General features: G+C 59.1%; 11 protein-coding genes and 1 riboswitch. Of the genes, 9 read left to right on the top strand and 2 right to left on the bottom strand.

Annotated features, from left to right (window positions below):
* Window positions 1-27: 27 nt before the first annotated feature.
* Window positions 28-4893, bottom strand: coding sequence for a dermonecrotic toxin domain-containing protein (locus ACYZUA_RS24625; RefSeq protein ID WP_461960960.1), 4866 nt, complete (start codon window positions 4891-4893; stop codon window positions 28-30).
* Between the two features lie 287 nt (window positions 4894-5180).
* Between ACYZUA_RS24625 and ACYZUA_RS24620 the strand changes: the two genes are divergently transcribed.
* The 7 genes from ACYZUA_RS24620 to astE all read left to right on the top strand — a co-directional run bounded on the left by ACYZUA_RS24620 (window position 5181) and on the right by astE (window position 13203).
* Window positions 5181-6401 (top strand): aspartate aminotransferase family protein, encoded by a 1221-nt coding sequence (locus ACYZUA_RS24620; protein ID WP_461960959.1) that lies wholly within the window; start codon window positions 5181-5183, stop codon window positions 6399-6401.
* 228 nt (window positions 6402-6629) lie between these two features.
* The gene (aruF, locus tag ACYZUA_RS24615) at window positions 6630-7649 is read left to right on the top strand and encodes an arginine/ornithine succinyltransferase subunit alpha (protein ID WP_008154316.1); all 1020 of its coding nucleotides are present in this window, start codon (window positions 6630-6632) and stop codon (window positions 7647-7649) included.
* Between the two features lie 84 nt (window positions 7650-7733).
* Window positions 7734-8759 (top strand): arginine N-succinyltransferase, encoded by a 1026-nt coding sequence (gene astA, locus ACYZUA_RS24610; protein ID WP_008154313.1) that lies wholly within the window; start codon window positions 7734-7736, stop codon window positions 8757-8759.
* Window positions 8756-10225, top strand: a complete 1470-nt coding sequence (astD, locus tag ACYZUA_RS24605; RefSeq protein ID WP_461964107.1) for a succinylglutamate-semialdehyde dehydrogenase — start codon at window positions 8756-8758, stop codon at window positions 10223-10225. The genes astA and astD overlap by 4 nt, the downstream gene beginning before the upstream one ends.
* 300 nt (window positions 10226-10525) lie before the next feature.
* Window positions 10526-11872 carry an N-succinylarginine dihydrolase gene (gene astB, locus ACYZUA_RS24600; protein WP_461960958.1) on the top strand — a complete coding sequence of 449 codons (1347 nt, stop codon included), beginning with the start codon at window positions 10526-10528 and terminating at the stop codon, window positions 11870-11872.
* 20 nt (window positions 11873-11892) lie between these two features.
* On the top strand, window positions 11893-12180 hold the full coding sequence (locus tag ACYZUA_RS24595) for a topoisomerase II (RefSeq protein ID WP_461960957.1): 288 nt from the start codon (window positions 11893-11895) through the stop codon (window positions 12178-12180).
* Between the two features lie 12 nt (window positions 12181-12192).
* Window positions 12193-13203, top strand: coding sequence for a succinylglutamate desuccinylase (astE, locus tag ACYZUA_RS24590; RefSeq protein WP_461960956.1), 1011 nt, complete (start codon window positions 12193-12195; stop codon window positions 13201-13203).
* Window positions 13204-13348: 145 nt separating this feature from the next.
* On the opposite strand, the gene ACYZUA_RS24585 is transcribed toward astE, so the two are convergent.
* Entirely contained in the window at window positions 13349-13858 is a 510-nt protein-coding gene (locus ACYZUA_RS24585) for a 6,7-dimethyl-8-ribityllumazine synthase (protein ID WP_461960955.1), read from the bottom strand.
* Between the two features lie 115 nt (window positions 13859-13973).
* A riboswitch (FMN riboswitch) is annotated at window positions 13974-14144 on the bottom strand.
* Window positions 14145-14339: 195 nt separating this feature from the next.
* On the opposite strand from ACYZUA_RS24585, the gene ltaE reads away from it, so the two are divergent.
* Together ltaE and alaS are read left to right on the top strand one after the other, a co-directional pair.
* On the top strand, window positions 14340-15344 hold the full coding sequence (ltaE, locus tag ACYZUA_RS24580; protein ID WP_461960954.1) for a low-specificity L-threonine aldolase: 1005 nt from the start codon (window positions 14340-14342) through the stop codon (window positions 15342-15344).
* Window positions 15345-15490: 146 nt separating this feature from the next.
* The gene (gene alaS / locus ACYZUA_RS24575) at window positions 15491-18115 is read left to right on the top strand and encodes an alanine--tRNA ligase (protein ID WP_461960953.1); all 2625 of its coding nucleotides are present in this window, start codon (window positions 15491-15493) and stop codon (window positions 18113-18115) included.
* The last annotated feature ends 76 nt before the right edge of the window (window positions 18116-18191 follow it).

The raw sequence follows: 18191 nt of genomic DNA, 5'->3' as shown, positions 1-18191 counted from the left end.
GCAGCCACGCCACCTGCTCAGGCTGATTTACTCCTCCATGTCGGAACCTTCAGAAGTCGAGATACCCATCTCTCCTCGATTGATCAGCTCTTCCACTCCAAAGTCCATGCCCGTTCGTTCGAAGTAATCGATCAGCCGTAGCAGGCTCTCCCCGGAAAACCGATTCCCTCGAAAACTGATGTTTTCAGCGATTTCCACCGGCAGTTCCAGCACGTCGCTGGGGACTTCGGTGATGGCGTTGCCACTGAGGTCGGCCCAGTCCAGCTCTGTCACTTGCAGCAGGCCGTGCGGTATTTCGGTGATACCGGTGTCATTCAGCAGTACGGTCGCGAGCTCCGTCATCTGACTCAGGTCAGGCGTTTGCCCCAGAGGGTTGTGGGCCAGATCGAGATAATCGAGGTGTTCCATTCCCGCCAGCGCACTTGCCGATTCCGCTGACAATCTGACGCGGCATTCAGGGAGTGACAGCGACCGCAGTTGACCCATCTTGAACACCGCATCGGGAATGTTGCCCAGATTACAGTCGCGCATTCTGAGGCTTTTGAGTTTGGGGAAAGAGTCCAGAAAATGCCCGGCGCGGGTCGTTCCGCCGGCGTTGCGTAACTCCAGCGATGTCACATGACTGAAGTCGGCGTTCAGGGTGGGCAGGTCGCCGTTGATGTGGGATTCGAAAACGAGTTCATAGGTGGGCTCCAGCGCCTCATTGAAATCATCGTGTTCGCTTTCATGCCGCCAGCACTGCTCCAGTGTCTGTTTGAACTGGTCGCGGTTCATGTGCTCGACAAGCTGTTGTTGGGCGGTGAACGGTTCGCCCGTCAACGGGTGTTGGGCCGGAAGGTCGGCAGTCCATACCGCCAGGTCGTTGCTCAGTTGTGCCAACTCCGCTTCAAGGTTTGTCAGCTCGATCCGGCCGTCTGCCAGTGTGCCTGCCAGTTCATAGACAAACTCGCTCGCCTGTTCGACCTCCAGGTTCGGGTACAGCGCCCTGACTCGGTTGATGTCCGCCTCTGGGGCATAGACACCCAAATCGTATGAGCTGTCGAAGTAGTGATGCTTGATCAGTTGTCGGGCGCTATCAGAAAGCGGATTGTGCGTCAGGTGTATTGCTTGTTTGGTGTACACCGGGCTTTCGAATAATTGCGAAGGCAGCTCACTGATCCTGTTGTGTAGCAGCTTGGCGGTATCAAGTCTGGGGTGGCGAATTACGCTGTCGGGAATGTCGGTCAGGCCGGTACGGCTCAGGTCCAGGTGAACAAGCTCAGGCATGGATTCGACACTGGGCACCATGGTGAACGGGTTCTGGTACAGATCCAGCATGACCAGCTTGTTCAATGAAGACAGTTTCGCCCAGTTGGCTGCATCGAACCTGATTCCGCAATCGCTTAACACCAGCGCATCAAGGTCCGTCATTCGAGGAATGGCTTCGGGGAGGGCGGTCAGGGAAAAGCGTTTCAAATCGAGGCGGCGCAAGCTGGTGAAGCGCTGAAGAAACTCGGGAACACCCTGCACAGCATGACTGCCTTCAAGGGACAGCAATGACACATGGGGGAAATCGGCCGTCAGCGTCGGTAGATCGCCAAGAATCGGCTGGGCAAATCTGAGTGCATAGCGTGGCGTGTCATCCGGACCATTGAAGTCCCGCTCTGATTGTCGGCGCCAGCTGCGCTGGATTTCCTGGGCCAGCAGCCTGCGATTGTGTCGAGCGGCCTGTCGTTCCAGTTCGCTCAGAGGGACCCGGGTTTGCGGGTGAATAGCGGGCGAATCATTTATCCAGATGTTCAGGTCCTGATTCAGTCGCGAGAGTTCGCTGGACAGGCGTGAGAGCTCCATGCGAGCGCCGTCGGGATGCGTTTGTAACTGTAGAACAACAAACTGGAGTTCCTCTGCGGAAAGGCTGGGATAAACCTCGCGAACACGGTCGTTGAGGGACGGCGTCGGGAAGTAACTGCGTCGGTATCCATCCGAGCCGCCAGGCAAGCGCATGGTCGTCGGATCGTAGAACGGTTTTCGATTGGGATTTTTTGCGAACAGCTTGCGTAGTGCCGGTTGGTTCAATGCATGTTCGGCGATGTGTAGCCTGAGTGACTGAGCATTTGCGATAGATGGGCTCAACGCATTGCGCTGTGCTTGCGGCAGCGCCTGAAAAAGTCCCTGATAAAAATCACCGGGCATCGATGCGCTGTCTTGATAAACCTGGTAAGTGCCGACTTCGGCGCGCACCAGTGTTTTCACGATCGGTGCATCGGGCGGACCAATGCTGTCGCGCACAAGTCCGTCATGGGCGTAATCCCTCACTTCAATACGCAGCTCGGCGGGAAAACCGGGCAGCGAACTCAGGCTATGTAAGGCCAGTCGATGGGTGTCGGTGTTGTCCAGAATGTCGGAATAAAGGCCTTCACAGGCTCGGGTTGCGCGCACGGCCTCCATGGCTTTTAGTGCTGCTTCCTTGAGCCGTTGGGGCGCGCGACCGTTGTGCAGCTGGCGTAACTCGGTCCCGGTTGCATTGCTTACCAGCTCTTGCGCGATATCGGTCGGCAATCCATGCACGTCGTCGAGCAGTCGCTGGACCTGCACGTTGTCGGTTTTCTCCTGCGCGCGATAGCGTGTATCGAACAGCGATTTGTGATGCTTCAGGGCAAGTTCGGCCGTTTGTTTTCTGAAGGCTTTCGTTTGGGTTTCCGGTGCCGGCATTGGCGTGTCGACAGGCCAATCGTCGTAGCTGGTCAGTAATTGATGTTGCAGGATCAGATCGGCCTTGCGATAGCGCTCGGGCTGGTCGCTGCCGATCTGTTCGATAAAAGTTTCAATGTCCCGGTTGATCCTGAAACGCTTGATCGTGTCTGTCAGCAGAGAAGGCGGACGATAATGTTCGACATGCATTTCGCGCACTACGTCGTCGTGGTAACCGCTGAACCGCAGGATCTGTTCGCGCTCGGCGCTGGTGAACGACTCGACACCATGGCCGAGGCGGCGCAGGACCTTTTCCCGGTCCCAGTCCAGCGGTTGCTCCAGTTCTGTTTGCCAGGCGCCGTGGTTGTTATGCAGTAGAGGCGGCTGATAGGCATCAGTTCGTTTCGGATGCTCAATCTGAAACGTGCCTGGCACGCGGTCGGGCTTCACGGCATACAGTTTTTCCTCCAGTGGCAGCAGCGTCTTGCCCTCGTATTGATAGAGGCCGAGATGATCGGGTTTTGCTCCTTCGGGCAAAATGAGTGCTTGTTCGTAAGGCTTGAGATCCGGCTTCCAGTAGCGGGTTTTTCCTTCGGGCGTTGTGACGGGTTTGAGTGGGTCGACAAGCGCAATAGCTTCACGAGAGAGCAGACCTCTGAGGGTCCTGGCAGCGATGGCGCCGCCCACCGCAAATGTTCCCACCTGAACCACCGTTTCGACGAACGTCATCAGATGCCCGAACGCTTCTGTTTTCAGCCCTTCAGCCAGGTCCACTATGCCTTCGAAGGTTTCGTCGAGTAATTGGTAGGCCATGTAGCCCAGCATCAATTCGCCGAGAAACGGGACGAAAGGCAGCGCAACGAACGTCGCGATTTCAAGGATTGTCGAGGCCACTTTGCTGAAGGCATTCCACAATGCCCATCGCGCGTTGCTGTCGGCAGTGGCGGTGGAGACGGCGAGCGTGCTTGCATCGTTGAGGATCTTGTTCAGCTGTCGCTGATAGAGATGGTTCCACAGGTCCGCTCTGAACGGGATCGCCGAAAACCGCAAATCAGGCTTGTCGATGGACGTTGCGCGCCAGCTCGGCAGTGGTTCGCCCTGTCGGTGTTGATGCCAGGTCACGCTCTGGAGGCGACGGTTGAGGTCCGCGAAAAAGTGTCCTCTTTCCTTGTGGTCGACGAAGCGACTGAAGAACGTTTGATAAGCGGGCGAGCGCAGTTTGCGGGTCAGTTCGGCCATGAACGCCAATGTATTCGGGTATTCCTTGAGAGGATGCTCAGGATCATCGGGAATGTAGGCAATGATCCGTGTTGCCGTGCGTGCGCGCTCCAGGCTCGCCGCGAAAATGACAATGCCGGTCAGCGAGGAGGACATCATTGTCAGGTCGTGACCCTGCAGCGGCTGCCCATCCAGTCGAGCACCCGAACGCCCTTCCATAATGCGCTGGATCGAGAGATGGGCATCCGCTGGAATATCCTTTCGGATTTGCGCCATCTGCAGCGCAGATTTGAGTGCTGTTTTGTGCGAGCCGATCACCTTCGATTTCAACACCGCACCGGCCACCGGGTTGGACAACCCCAGATTGTCTTTGAGGTAAACGTTGTACCGGGCGCCGATATCCAGTTCCCGACATAACCGGGCAAAGGCCGGAATAGTGAGCTTTTGCTTGACCGCCGGCAGCGTATCGAACTGCCCTGTGGGCGAAGGTTTGGTGATGAACGTCGAGGCCGGCTCATAAGCCCCTGCCGCTGTTTCCGATTCCTCAAAGTTATGCAGGGCGGCATCCAGCATCGACACGGTCCAGGTGCGCGCGGCGCCCGTCTTGATTCCGAAAAGCGGTGCGGTTTGAGGGATGTACAGGCGCAGGAAGGTGGTTTTGACGTCCAGATCCAGGTTGAACCGGGTTTTCAGCGCGTCGCTCAGCAACGGTTCGGCGAAGGCTTGCGCGCTTCGCAGCTTTGACAGCATTGAGTCCAGACGATTTCGATGGGTCCAGTGTTCCTGACTGATCTTTTTCAGCGATTGGTGCTGCAGCGGTGTTGCGGTGCCATGCCAGTCCGGCGTCATAAACGTGGTGTTCTTGAGAGCTCGGTGTGTACTGGACGATGCTTCTAATACCCAGACTGGCAGATTGTTGAACAGGTGATGGTAGTGATCGTCCGGCTGCGCAGCGGACTCACTGCCTCCAGTGGTGGAAGGGCGATCGTTCTCGTATCGGCTCATGCGCTATTCCCTTAGCGTTTTGAATGAACCGCCAGCAAAACAGACGATGATCGGTTCCGTGCGGTACATATTTACCGCACCGCTCGACAACCCTGCCTATAACCTGTGCCGGCGGTTTAAACTGCGCCTTTGCGACCCTATATGTCGCATTGCCGTAAACCCGGTTGAAACCGGGGTTTGCGCTATAAGAAGTTGTCGCTTGGCGGCAAGGCCGGGCTGAAAACTGTCCTTACAATCCCCCCATCGCTCGCCAGTTTCAGGCGAGTGTTCCTCATCAGGAGACTCCGATGTCCGTTGAGCACGCTGCGGTACAACGCGCCGATTTCGACCAGGTAATGGTTCCCAACTACGCGCCTGCCGCTTTCATTCCTGTTCGTGGCGCCGGTTCCCGCGTCTGGGACCAGTCTGGCCGCGAGCTGATCGACTTCGCCGGCGGGATTGCGGTTAACGTATTGGGCCATGCGCACCCGGCGCTGGTCGCTGCCTTGACCGAGCAGGCGAACAAGCTGTGGCACGTGTCCAACGTCTTTACCAATGAGCCGGCCTTGCGCCTGGCCCATAAGCTGATCGACGCCACGTTTGCCGAGCGCGCGTTCTTCTGCAACTCCGGCGCCGAAGCCAACGAGGCCGCCTTCAAGCTGGCCCGTCGCGTCGGTTTCGATCGTTTCGGCAGCGAGAAGTACGAAATCATCGCCGCGCTCAACAGCTTCCACGGTCGTACCCTGTTCACCGTGAACGTCGGTGGCCAGTCGAAGTATTCCGATGGCTTCGGTCCGAAGATCACCGGTATCACCCACGTGCCGTACAACGATCTGGCTGCGCTGAAAGCCGCCATTTCCGACAAGACGTGCGCTGTGGTTCTGGAACCGATCCAGGGCGAGAGCGGCGTGATCCCGGCCGAACTCGAGTACCTGCAAGGCGCCCGTGAACTGTGCACCGCACACAACGCGCTGCTGATTTTCGACGAAGTGCAAACCGGCATGGGCCGCAGCGGCAAGCTGTTCGCCTACCAGCATTACGGCGTGACCCCGGACATCCTGACCAGCGCCAAGAGCCTGGGCGGTGGTTTCCCGATCGCCGCGATGCTGACCACCGAAGACTTGGCCAAACACTTGGTCGTCGGCACTCACGGCACCACTTACGGCGGTAACCCGCTGGCGTGCGCTGTCGCTGAAGCCGTGATCGACGTGGTTAATACTCCTGAAGTACTGGCCGGCGTCAACGCCAAGCACGACAAGTTCAAGGCTCGCCTGGAACAGATCGGCGAGAAGTACGGCCTGTTCACCCAGGTCCGTGGTATGGGCCTGTTGATTGGTTGTGTGCTGAACGATGCCTGGAAAGGCAAGGCCAAGGACATCTTCAACGCCGCTGAAAAAGAAGGCCTGATGATTCTGCAAGCCGGCCCGGACGTGGTTCGTTTCGCGCCAAGCCTGGTGGTTGAAGACGCCGATATCGATGCCGGTCTGGATCGTTTCGAGCGCGCCGCAGCCAAACTGACTCAAGCCTGATAGACCCTTCGGCGCCTGATCATTCAGGCGTCGAACCCAATTTTTGTTTCGGGCTGGATCAAAAGTGTGGGAGCTAGCCTGCTAGCGATGAGGGCCTGATAGCCAACATCATTGTTGCCTGACAGGACGATATCGCTAGCAGGCTAGCTCCCACAGTTGACTCTGAGTTGTTTCAGGGATGGCCCGGGATTTTTTCTTCTGTAAGTTCTGAGATTAAGGAGTGACACCATGCTGGTGATGCGCCCCGCGCAAATGGCTGATCTGGGCGAGGTACAGCGTCTGGCTGCGGACAGCCCGATTGGTGTCACTTCCTTGCCGGATGACGTTGAACGTCTGAGCGACAAGATCGCGGCAAGCGAAGCCTCGTTCGCCGCCGAAGTCAGCTTCAATGGTGAAGAGAGCTATTTCTTCGTCCTCGAAGACACCGCCACCGGCAAACTGGTGGGCTGCTCGGCCATCGTTGCGTCGGCCGGTTATTCCGAGCCGTTCTACAGCTTCCGTAATGAAACCTTTGTGCACGCCTCCCGCGAGCTGAAGATTCACAACAAGATCCACGTGCTCTCCCAGTGCCACGACCTGACCGGCAACAGCTTGCTGACCAGTTTCTACGTGCTGCCGGAGCTGGTGGGTTCGGCCTGGTCGGAGCTCAACTCCCGGGGTCGCTTGCTGTTCGTAGCCAGCCATCCGGAGCGCTTCGCCGATTCGGTGGTGACCGAGATCGTCGGTTACAGCGATGAAAATGGTGATTCGCCGTTCTGGGATGCCATCGGTCGTAATTTCTTCGACCTCAACTACGCCGCTGCCGAGCGTCTGTGCGGTCTGAAGAGCCGGACGTTCCTGGCTGAGCTGATGCCGCATTACCCGATCTATGTGCCGTTGCTGCCGGACTCCGCTCAAGAAGCGATGGGCCAGGTGCACCCACGGGCGCAGATCACCTTCGACATCCTGATGCGCGAGGGCTTCGAAACCGATCATTACATCGACATTTTCGACGGCGGGCCGACCCTGCACGCCCGTGTCTCGGGGATCCGTTCGATCGCCCAGAGCCGAGTCGTCCCGGTGAAAATTGGCGAGCCGGTCAAAGGGGCCGGTCGTCAGTATCTGGTGGCCAACGCCCAGTTGCAGGATTACCGCGCCGTTTTGCTTGAGCTCGATTACGCGCCGGGCAAACCTGTGACCCTGGATCTTGAAGCGGCCGAAGCCCTGGGTGTCGGTGAAGGTGCCAGCGTGCGCCTGGTGGCGGTTTAACGCCGGCTTTGATTTCCAGCGAGAAATACCTGGAAAGCAGCGAAATTTCACGGGTGGCGCAAGCGGCCCGTTTGAGGAGATAGCATGATCGTTCGTCCCGTACGCAGCAGCGATTTACCCGCTCTGATCGACCTGGCCCGCAGCACCGGCACCGGCCTGACCACCTTGCCGGCCAACGAAGAACGTCTGGCCCATCGGGTCGGCTGGGCCGAGAAGACCTTCCGCGGCGAAGCCGGGCGGGGCGATGCGGACTACCTGTTCGTGCTCGAAGATGATGACGGCCGCGTGGTGGGTATTTCCGCCATTGCCGGTGCCGTCGGTCTGCGTGAGCCTTGGTACAACTTCCGGGTTGGCTTGACCGTCAGCGCGTCGCAAGAGTTGAACATCTACCGCGAAATTCCAACGCTGTTCCTGGCTAACGACCTGACCGGTAACTCCGAGCTGTGCTCGCTGTTCCTGCACGCCGACTACCGCACTGGCCTCAACGGTCGCATGCTGGCCAAGGCGCGGATGCTGTTCATCGCCGAGTTCCCGCAGTTGTTCGGCAACAAGATCATCGCCGAGATGCGCGGCATGTCCGACGAAGCCGGGCGTTCGCCGTTCTGGGAAAGCCTGGGTCGGCACTTCTTCAAAATGGAATTCAGCCAGGCTGACTACCTGACAGGCGTGGGCAACAAGGCGTTCATCGCCGAACTGATGCCGAAATTCCCTCTATATACCTGCTTCCTGTCGGAAGATGCACGCAACGTGATCGGCCAGGTTCATCCGGACACCGAGCCGGCGTTGGCCATGCTCAAAAGCGAAGGCTTCAGCTATCAAGGCTACGTCGACATCTTCGACGCCGGTCCTGCTGTTGAGTGTGAAACCGGCAAGATCCGCGCAGTGCGCGACAGCCAGGCGCTGGTGCTGGCCATCGGCACGCCAGGTGACGACGCCACTCCGTTCCTGATTCATAACCGCAAGCGCGAAGACTGCCGGATCACTGCTGCTCCTGCACGTTTCGCCGCCGGTACGCTGGTGGTCGATCCGCTGACCGCCAAACGTCTTCAACTCAACGCCGGCGATCAAGTGCGCGCCGTTCCGTTGTCCGCTGCCAGGGAGTCGAAATAATGAATTCGCTATACATCGCAGGTGAATGGCTGGCCGGCCAGGGTGAAGCCTTTCAGTCGCTGAACCCGGTAACCCAACAAGTGCTGTGGGCCGGCGAAGGCGCTACCACTGCTCAGGTTGAATCGGCCGTGCAAGCCGCACGCCAGGCATTCCCGAGCTGGGCCCGACGTACCCTGGAAGAGCGCATTACAGTGCTGGAGGCCTTTGCCGCCGCGCTGAAGAACAATGCTGACGAATTGGCTCGCACCATCGGTGAGGAAACCGGCAAACCTTTGTGGGAAGCGGCGACCGAAGTCACCAGCATGGTCAACAAGATTGCGATCTCGGTGCAGAGCTACCGCGAACGTACCGGCGAGAAGAGCGGCCCGTTGGGCGACGCCACCGCCGTGTTGCGCCACAAGCCACATGGCGTGGTTGCGGTGTTCGGGCCTTACAACTTCCCGGGTCACTTGCCGAACGGTCATATCGTACCGGCGCTGCTGGCCGGTAATAGCGTGCTGTTCAAACCCAGCGAGCTGACGCCGAAAGTCGCCGAACTGACGGTCAAATGCTGGATCGAAGCCGGTCTGCCGGCAGGCGTGTTGAACCTGCTGCAAGGCGCTCGCGAAACCGGTATCGCCCTGGCGGCGAACCCGGGCATCGATGGCTTGTTCTTCACCGGCTCCAGCCGCACCGGCAATCACCTGCACCAGCAGTTTGCCGGTCGTCCGGACAAGATCCTCGCGCTGGAAATGGGCGGTAACAACCCGCTGGTCGTTGATCAGGTCGCAGACCTCGATGCTGCCGTTTACACCATCATCCAGTCGGCGTTCATTTCTGCCGGTCAGCGTTGCACCTGCGCCCGCCGCTTACTGGTGCCGCAGGGCGCCTGGGGCGACACACTGCTGGCGCGTCTGGTGGCGGTCAGCCGTACGATTGAAGTCGGCGCGTTTGATCAGCAACCGGCACCGTTCATGGGCTCGGTGATTTCCCTCGGCGCTGCGAAAGCACTGATGGACGCGCAGGAACATCTGCTGGGTAACGGCGCAGTCGCGCTGCTGGAAATGACTCAGCCACAAGCTCAAGCTGCTTTGCTGACCCCAGGCATTCTGGACGTCACGGCAGTGGCTGATCGCCCTGACGAAGAGCTGTTCGGCCCGTTGCTGCAAGTGATCCGCTACGCTGATTTTGAGGCGGCGATCGCTGAAGCCAACGACACCGACTATGGTCTGGCGGCCGGTCTGCTGTCGGATTCCGAAGCACGTTATCAGCAGTTCTGGCTGGAAAGCCGTGCGGGCATCGTCAACTGGAACAAACAGCTGACCGGTGCTGCGAGCAGCGCGCCATTCGGCGGGGTCGGCGCTTCGGGTAACCACCGCGCCAGCGCCTACTACGCGGCAGATTACTGCGCGTACCCGGTCGCTTCGCTGGAAACGCCGAGCCTGACCTTGCCGGCGACTCTCACGCCTGGCGTGAAAATGGCGTGATGCCCATCGCCAGCAGGCTGGCTCCCACAGGTTCGATGGTGTTCGCACATTTTGTGTACGACGCAATCACTGTGAGAGCCAGCCAGTTGGCTCTCACAGGTTCGGTGGTGTTCGCACATTTTGTGTACGACGCAATCACTGTGAGATCCAGCCAGCTGGCTCCCACAGGTTCGATGGTGTTCGCACATTTTGTGTACGACGCAATCACTGTGAGAGCCAGCCTGCTGGCGATGGCCGCGCCTCGGTCTCAAAGAATAGTTACTGATGCCTATAACAACAGATTCTCGTGGAGCCTCGCTGATGAAATCCTATGAAGTCAATTTTGACGGTCTAGTGGGGCCGACCCATAACTACGGCGGTTTGTCCTACGGCAACGTCGCGTCCCAGAGCAACAGCCAGCAGTCTTCGAACCCGAAGGAAGCCGCGCTGCAAGGCTTGGCGAAAATGAAATCGCTGATGGAAATGGGCTTTCAACAGGGTGTGCTGGCACCACAGGAACGCCCGGACGTGGCAGCCCTGCGTCGTTTGGGTTTCAGCGGCACCGACGCTCAGGTGATCGAGCAGGCGGCTAAAGATGCGATGCCGTTGCTGGTGGCCAGTTGCTCGGCGTCGAGCATGTGGGTGGCCAACGCCGCCACTGTCAGCCCGAGCGCCGACACCGCGGATGGCCGTGTGCATTTCACCGCGGCCAACCTGAACTGCAAATATCACCGCAGCATCGAACACCCGACCACCAGTCGCGTGCTGGGGGCGATGTTCGCTGACCAGAAACACTTCGCTCACCACGCTGCATTGCCAGCCGTGGCGCAGTTCGGGGACGAAGGCGCAGCCAACCACACGCGTTTCTGCCGTGAATATGGCGAAGCGGGTGTCGAGTTCTTCGTGTTCGGTCGCAGCGCGTTCGACACCCGTTACCCGGCACCGCAGAAATACCCGGCCCGCCAGACCCTCGAAGCCTCCCAGGCGGTTGCCCGCCTGCACGGCTTGAGCGATGACGGCGTGGTCTACGCTCAGCAGAACCCTTCGGTGATCGATCAGGGCGTGTTCCACAACGATGTGATCGCGGTGGGTAATGGCGAGGTGCTGTTCTATCACGAGGACGCGTTCCTCGACACCGAGCAGATGCTGGCCGAATTGCAGAGCAAACTCGCCAAAGTCGGTGGGAAATTTCAGTCGATCTGCGTACCGCGTTCCGCGGTCACCGTGGAAGACGCCGTTCGTTCCTACCTGTTCAATAGCCAACTGCTGTCGCGTCCGGACGGCTCGATGCTGTTGATCGTGCCGGAAGAATGCCGTGGCAACGAACGTGTCTGGCAGTACCTGCAAAGTTTGACCAGCTCCGGCGGCCTGATCCGCGAAGTGAAAGTGTTCGATCTGAAGCAGAGCATGCAGAACGGCGGTGGCCCGGCTTGCCTGCGACTGCGCGTCGCGCTCAACGAAACCGAGCTGGCGGCCGTCAACCCAGGAGTTATCATGACGGCACCGTTGTACGGCACGCTGACCGAATGGGTCGACAAGCACTACCGCGACCGCATGACCGAAAACGATCTCGCGGACCCGCAATTGCTGCTTGAGTGCCGGACGGCACTGGATGAACTGACGCAAATCCTTAAACTGGGCGCGGTTTATCCATTCCAGATCAATTGAACGTCGAGAGCGTAAAAAACATGAGCGATACCCTGCAGCTGATCCTTGAAGACACCGACGGCACGCAACTGGAAACTACCTGCACCCGCGTCGCGGTCATGTGGCAAGGCAAAGAGCTGTGGATTCAGCAGGACGGCCGCGGCCAGTTGCTGATCGGCGTGGACGTCGAAGAAGGTGACGCTGAATACGCAAACCTGCTGCTGCGCCCATTGGCGACTAATCTGGTAAGTCTGCAACTGGAAATGGAACCGGCTGAAGTCGGTGACGAAGACCACGTGCACGGCCCGGATTGCGCACACGACCACTAAGGAAACCGCTCTATGCTCGCCCTCGGCAAACTGCTTGAACTGACCCTCGCCGGCCGCGAACCGGCGGAGAAGACTCAACTGACTGTCGAAGGCGTGCGCATGCGCTGGTTGAGTGAAGGTGCGCTGGAAGTCCGGCCACCCGAAGCTCGCGACAATGGCCTGGACCTGCTGCTTTCGGCTGGCATCCACGGCAATGAAACAGCGCCGATCGAGTTGCTCGATCGCCTGTTGCATGACATCGCCCGCGGCGACTTGAAACCGCGCGCACGTATTCTGTTCTTGTTCGGCAACCCGGACGCAATTCGCAAAGGCGAGCGTTTCATCGAGCAGGACGTCAATCGGCTGTTCAACGGCCGTCACGAACAAAGCAGCGGCTCCGAAGCCCTGCGCGCGTGTGAGCTGGAGCGGCTGGCGGCGAGTTTCTTCAGCCTGCCGGATCGCAACCGTCTGCACTACGACCTTCACACCGCGATTCGTGGCTCGAAAATCGAACAGTTCGCGCTGTATCCCTGGAAAGAAGGCCGTCAGCATTCACGCCTGGAACTGGCGCGCCTGCGTGCCGCCGGCATGGAAGCGGTGCTGCTGCAAAACAAGCCGTCCATCGTTTTCAGCTCCTACACCTACGACAAGCTAGGTGCGGAGGCTTTTACCCTCGAGTTGGGCAAGGCGCGACCATTCGGGCAGAACGATGGGGTCAACGTCGATCTGTTGGAGGCCCGCCTCAAACAGATTATCGAAGGTAACGAGCCGGCCCAGACCGAAGTGGCGCTGGACGGTCTGCAACTGTTTAGCGTGGCGCGAGAAATCATCAAGCACAGTGATAGCTTCCGCTTGAACCTGCCAGCGGATGTCGAGAACTTTTCGGAGTTGGAAGTGGGTTACCTGCTGGCCGAAGACATCGCCCAGACCCGGTGGATCATTGAGGAGGAGGGTGCCCGGATCATCTTCCCGAACCCCAAGGTCAAGAACGGCCTGCGCGCCGGCATCCTGATTGTGCCGACTACCGACGAAAACCTCGCCTGACCCAATCTCGGGCAGAACAAACCCATGTGGGAGCGAGCCGGCTCCGGGCGGCGTTCCGACGATAGCGGTGTATCAGTCAATATAGTCGTCGACTGACAGTCCGCCATCGCGAGCAGGCTCGCTCCTACAGGGATGGTGTTGTGCTTTAAACGGCTACCGCACGTGGCTCACTACGACGCAACGCACGCATCTTGTGCAGCGTATCCGCGCACGTCTTCGCTGCTTCCTGGCCTTTATGCATGAAATGCTCGAAGAAGAATTTCTGATGTTCTTCGCCGGAATGAAAATGGTGCGGAGTCAAAACCACCGAAAACACCGGTACTTCGGTTTCCAGCTGAACCTGCATCAGCCCGCTGATCACCGACTGGGCGACAAATTCGTGGCGGTAGATCCCGCCGTCGACCACCAGGCCCGCCGCGACGATGCCGGCATAACGACCGGACTTGGCGAGCAGCTTGGCGTGCAGCGGAATTTCAAAGGCGCCGCCGACTTCGAAGAAATCGATTTCCGATTCCTGATAACCCTGAGCAATCATTTCGGCCACAAAGCCTTTACGGCTCTGATCGACGATTTCCTTGTGCCAGCAGGCCTGGATGAACGCAACGCGCTCGCCCTGATGGTTTTTGCTTTTGCTATCGATTGCGGTGGGTTGCATGTTCTGACTCCTGTTTGTGTAAAAAACAGGGCGTTATGAATCGAATGGGATTTAAGGGTACGCAGGCACAAATGCCTACGGACGGCGCTTTGGTATAGAACCTGGGCGGCGCCAATCCCGTTCTCTCTTCATCCGGACTATGACCGTCGGCCCCGGGATCACACCGGGTCTGCTGACCTTGTCGCCATCACAGCCATTGCCGTGTCTGTCGCCAAGCGCTCGCGGGCTATGCGCATTGCACGCAATTACCGCCGGTGGGGAGTTGCACCCCGCCCTGAGAACGTTTTGCCGCCAGATTGTTTGGCGGCGAAGCGTTTTTAACACATATTTCTTACCTGTGCATTGCTGCTATCTGATGATTGCTATCGACTTTTTCGACGGTTCAGGATGCCTTTTCCTACCCAAGGGTTGATTATTCGTCGACATGACCGCAGTAACTCCTGACTGAAAGGGATTTTCCCTGCTTACCGAGGCCAGATTCATGAGCGTTATTGATCTTCGTAGCGACACCGTCACCCAACCGTCCGCCGGAATGCTCGACGCGATGGCCACAGCGGCCACCGGTGACGACGTTTACGGCGAAGATCCGACGGTCAATCGTCTGGAAGCAGAGCTTGCGAATCAGTTGGGTTTTGCTGCGGCGCTGTTTGTTCCGACGGGCACCATGAGCAATCTGCTGGGCTTGATGGCCCACTGCGAACGCGGTGACGAATACATCGTCGGCCAGCAGGCTCACACCTATAAGTACGAAGGCGGCGGCGCGGCGGTGCTCGGTTCGATCCAGCCTCAACCGCTGGAAGTGCAGGCCGACGGCTCGCTGGACCTGACGCACGTCGCGGCGGCGATCAAACCGGATGACTTCCACTTCGCCCGCACCCGATTGCTGGCGCTGGAAAACACCATGCAGGGCAAGGTGTTGCCACTGGAATATCTGGCGCGGGCTCGAAGCTTTACCCGTGAACATGGGTTGCAGCTGCACCTGGACGGCGCGCGGCTATACAACGCGGCGGTCAAATTGGGTGTCGATGCCCGGGAAATCGCTCAGCACTTTGATTCTGTCTCGGTCTGCCTGTCCAAAGGCCTGGGCGCGCCGATCGGTTCGGTGCTGTGCGGCTCGGTCGAATTGATCGCCAAGGCGCGACGCTTGCGCAAGATGGTCGGCGGCGGCATGCGCCAGGCCGGGATCCTGGCGGCGGCGGGTTTGTATGCGCTGGATAATAATGTTCAGCGTCTGGCTGATGACCATGCCAATGCGCAGTTGCTGGCCGAAGGCTTGCGAGCGGCGGGTTACGAGGTCGAGCCGGTGCAGACCAACATGGTTTACGTGCAGATGGGCGACAAGGCCAAGGCCATCAAGGCGTTTGCCGCCGAACGCGGGATCAAGCTGAGCGCTGCCGGACGTCTGCGCATGGTCACGCACATGGACGTCAGCCGCGCTCAAATCGAGCAGGTCGTCGCGACATTCGTCGAGTTTTCGCGCAACTGATAGCGTTAGCGGTCCAATTGACCGTTTCTATCGTATAAACACGCTGTACCCCGCGCGCAGGGCCGATATAATGCGGCCCTTTGCCGTCGCTTCGTCTGTTGACGTTTCGCACAGGCCTTTGGCCGCAGCCTCCGTGGAAGAACCTAATGAAAAGCGCAGAAATCCGTGAAGCCTTCCTTCGCTTCTTCGAAGAGCAAGGCCACACCCGTGTAGCCTCCAGCTCTTTGATTCCGGGCAACGACCCAACCCTGCTGTTCACTAACGCGGGGATGAACCAGTTCAAGGACTGTTTCCTGGGCCAGGAAAAGCGCGCGTACACCCGCGCGGTCAGCAGCCAGAAATGCGTGCGCGCCGGCGGCAAGCACAACGACCTGGAAAACGTCGGTTATACCGCCCGTCACCACACATTCTTCGAAATGCTGGGTAACTTCAGCTTCGGTGATTACTTCAAGCGCGACGCGATCACCTACGCCTGGAACTTCCTGACGTCCGAACAGTGGCTGAACCTGCCGAAAGAAAAGCTCTGGGTCACCGTCTACGCCAGCGATGACGAGGCGTACGACATCTGGACCAAGGAAATCGGTGTTCCGGCTGAACGCATGGTTCGAATCGGCGATAACAAAGGCGCGCCGTACGCGTCCGACAACTTCTGGACCATGGGCGATACCGGCCCGTGCGGTCCTTGCACCGAGATTTTCTACGATCACGGCGCCGACATCTGGGGCGGCCCACCGGGCTCGCCGGAAGAAGATGGCGACCGTTACATTGAAATCTGGAACAACGTATTCATGCAGTTCAACCGCACCGCCGATGGCGTGTTGCACCCGCTGCCAGCGCCGTCGGTCGATACCGGCATGGGCCTGGAGCGGATCAGTGCCGTGCTGCAGCACGTTCACTCGAACTATGAAATCGACCTGTTCCAGAGCCTGCTGAGCGCATCGGCCAAGGCCATCGGCTGCACCAACGACGCTCAGGCTTCGCTGAAAGTCGTGGCTGACCACATTCGCTCGTGCGGCTTCCTGATTGCCGACGGCGTGCTGCCGTCCAACGAAGGTCGCGGCTACGTGCTGCGCCGGATCATTCGTCGCGCCTGCCGTCACGGCAACAAGCTGGGCGCCAAGGGCAGCTTCTTCTACCAGATCGTTGCGGCCCTGGTCGCCGAGATGGGCGAAGCCTTCCCTGAGCTGAAATCCCAGCAAGCGCACATCGAGCGCGTACTGAAAGCTGAAGAAGAGCAGTTCGCCAAGACCCTGGAGCAGGGCCTGAAAATCCTGGAGCAGGATCTGGCCGAGCTCAAAGGCGACGTGGTGCCGGGCGACGTAGTGTTCAAGTTGTACGACACCTACGGTTTCCCGATGGACCTGACCGGCGACATCGCTCGCGAACGCAGCCTGACCATCGACGAAGCAGGCTTCGAGCGCGAAATGGAAGCCCAGCGCGTCCGTGCCCGCTCCGCCAGCTCCTTCGGCATGGACTACAACAGCCTGGTCAAGGTTGATGTGGCCACCGAATTCACCGGCTATGAAGCGACCAAAGGTTCGGCGAAAGTCGTTGGCCTCTATAAAGATGGCCAGTCGGTGGACGTGCTCAGTGAAGGCGAAGAGGGTGTTGTCGTACTGAACCAGACGCCGTTCTACGCTGAATCCGGCGGTCAGATCGGCGACTGCGGTTTCCTTCAGGTCGGTAATGCGCGCTTTGACGTACGCGATACCACCAAAACCGGTGGCGCCTTCCTGCATCACGGCGTGCTGGCGTCAGGCAGCCTGACCATCGGCGCACCGGTAGAAACTCATGTTGATGCTGAAGTGCGTCACGCGACTTCGCTGAACCACTCGGCGACTCACTTGCTGCACGCCGCATTGCGTCAGGTGCTGGGCGATCACGTGCAGCAGAAAGGCTCGTTGGTCGACAGTCAGCGCCTGCGCTTTGACTTCAGCCACTTCGAAGCCATCAAACCTGAGCAGTTGAAGGCGCTGGAAGACATCGTCAACGCCGAGATTCGCAAGAACTCCGAAGTTGAAACCGAAGAAACCGATATCGAAACCGCCAAGCAGAAGGGCGCCATGGCGCTGTTCGGCGAGAAGTACGGCGACAATGTGCGCGTACTCAGCATGGGTGGTAGTTTCTCCGTCGAGCTGTGCGGCGGTATCCACGCCAACCGTACCGGCGACATCGGCCTGCTGAAAATTATCAGCGAAGGCGGTGTGGCCTCCGGCGTGCGTCGTATCGAAGCAGTCACCGGCGCCGCGGCGCTGGCATACTTGAACGCGGCTGAAGAACAACTCAAGGAAGCGGCCAACCTGGTCAAGGGTAGCCGCGACAACCTGATCGACAAGCTGTCGGCTGTGCTGGAGCGCAACCGTCTGCTGGAGAAGCAACTCGAGCAGTTGCAGGCCAAGGCTGCCAGCGCGGCGGGCGACGATCTGTCGGCCTCTGCCCTGGATGTCAAAGGCGTGAAGGTGCTGGCCGTGCGTCTGGACGGTCAGGACGGCAAGGCGCTGCTGGCGCTGGTCGATCAACTGAAAAACAAACTCGGCCGCGCAGTGATCCTGCTCGGCAGTGTCCATGAGGAAAAGGTCGTTCTGGTTGCAGGCGTAACCAAAGACCTGACTGGCCAACTCAAAGCCGGTGATTTGATGAAGCAAGCCGCTGCGGCAGTGGGCGGGAAGGGCGGTGGTCGTCCAGACATGGCGCAAGGCGGTGGTACTGACGCTGGCGCACTGGATGCGGCATTGGCACTGACTGTTCCATTTGTAGAGCAGGGTTTATAAGGCCGTGTGTCCGGCCCGCAGTCTAGTGGCGGGTCGGAACGCTGTTTGAGTGATTATTTGGGCGCCCTTCATGGGC

This window comes from Pseudomonas sp. LS2P72 (assembly GCF_054897865.1).
Note: the sequence above shows the minus strand (reverse complement) of the source record. Positions and strands in the feature narration are given on the sequence as shown.

What these genes read in the sequence shown, in the direction of transcription:
- ACYZUA_RS24595 (WP_461960957.1), top strand. Translation starts at nt 11,893, where the DNA reads ATGAGCGATACCCTGCAGCTGATCCTTGAAGACACCGACGGCACGCAA.
- ACYZUA_RS24585 (WP_461960955.1), bottom strand. Translation starts at nt 13,858, where the DNA reads ATGCAACCCACCGCAATCGATAGCAAAAGCAAAAACCATCAGGGCGAG.
- astB (WP_461960958.1), top strand. Translation starts at nt 10,526, where the DNA reads ATGAAATCCTATGAAGTCAATTTTGACGGTCTAGTGGGGCCGACCCAT.
- aruF (WP_008154316.1), top strand. Translation starts at nt 6,630, where the DNA reads ATGCTGGTGATGCGCCCCGCGCAAATGGCTGATCTGGGCGAGGTACAG.
- astA (WP_008154313.1), top strand. Translation starts at nt 7,734, where the DNA reads ATGATCGTTCGTCCCGTACGCAGCAGCGATTTACCCGCTCTGATCGAC.
- ACYZUA_RS24620 (WP_461960959.1), top strand. Translation starts at nt 5,181, where the DNA reads ATGTCCGTTGAGCACGCTGCGGTACAACGCGCCGATTTCGACCAGGTA.
- ltaE (WP_461960954.1), top strand. Translation starts at nt 14,340, where the DNA reads ATGAGCGTTATTGATCTTCGTAGCGACACCGTCACCCAACCGTCCGCC.
- alaS (WP_461960953.1), top strand. Translation starts at nt 15,491, where the DNA reads ATGAAAAGCGCAGAAATCCGTGAAGCCTTCCTTCGCTTCTTCGAAGAG.
- ACYZUA_RS24625 (WP_461960960.1), bottom strand. Translation starts at nt 4,893, where the DNA reads ATGAGCCGATACGAGAACGATCGCCCTTCCACCACTGGAGGCAGTGAG.
- astE (WP_461960956.1), top strand. Translation starts at nt 12,193, where the DNA reads ATGCTCGCCCTCGGCAAACTGCTTGAACTGACCCTCGCCGGCCGCGAA.